General features: G+C 60.7%; 1 protein-coding gene. It reads right to left on the bottom strand.

All coding sequences use genetic code 11. The annotated features are described in order from the left end of the window. The coding region (locus CH278_RS09945) for a phosphopantetheine-binding protein (RefSeq protein ID WP_141214695.1) at nucleotides 1-751 on the bottom strand (751 nt) is incomplete at both ends.

The raw sequence follows: 751 nt of genomic DNA, 5'->3' as shown, positions 1-751 counted from the left end.
CAGGCCCGCTACGGTGGGGGCTTCCATGAGTGCACGGACGCTGATTTCACAGTCGAAGGTTTCCTGCACGGCGGCTACGACACGCATCGCAGAGAGCGAGTTGCCGCCCAGGTCGAAGAAGGAGTCGTCCACGCTGACTCGCGGCAGGTCGAGAACCTTCGTGAAAATGCCGGAGATAATTTCTTCAACCGGAGATGACGGCGCTCTGTGAACGCCGCTGGCGAATTGCGGCTCGGGCAACGCCCATTTGTCCAGCTTGCCGTTGACAGTTAACGGCAACTCGTCGATGACCATCACCACGGCCGGAACCATGTACGCAGGCAATCGCGCGGCAACTCGTTCGCGCAGCGCCCCACCATCGATTCCCGCAGACACCTCGGTAGGTACGACGTAGCCAATCAACTGCTTGCCGGTATCGGTATCACGGGCCACCACTGCCGCACGCTCCACTCCGGTCAAGGCAGCGAGTGTTGCTTCCACTTCACCGATTTCGATGCGGTAACCACGAATCTTCACCTGATCGTCAGAGCGACCCACATACTCCAGCTCGCCGTCGTGATTCCAACGAACCAGATCGCCGGTGCGATACATCCGCGAACCCAAAGGGCCGAGCGGACACGCGACGAATCGCGATGCCGTCAAGCCCGGCCGTCGCACATAACCGCGTGCCACACCCCGCCCCGCGACATACAACTCACCAACCACACCGATCGGAACCCGCCGCAAACCGGAATCCAACACAAACAACGCA

The sequence above is a fragment of the Rhodococcus sp. 05-2254-5 genome (assembly GCF_002258575.1).
GTDB classification, from domain to species: Bacteria; Actinomycetota; Actinomycetes; order Mycobacteriales; family Mycobacteriaceae; genus Rhodococcoides; species Rhodococcoides fascians.
Note: the sequence above shows the minus strand (reverse complement) of the source record. Positions and strands in the feature narration are given on the sequence as shown.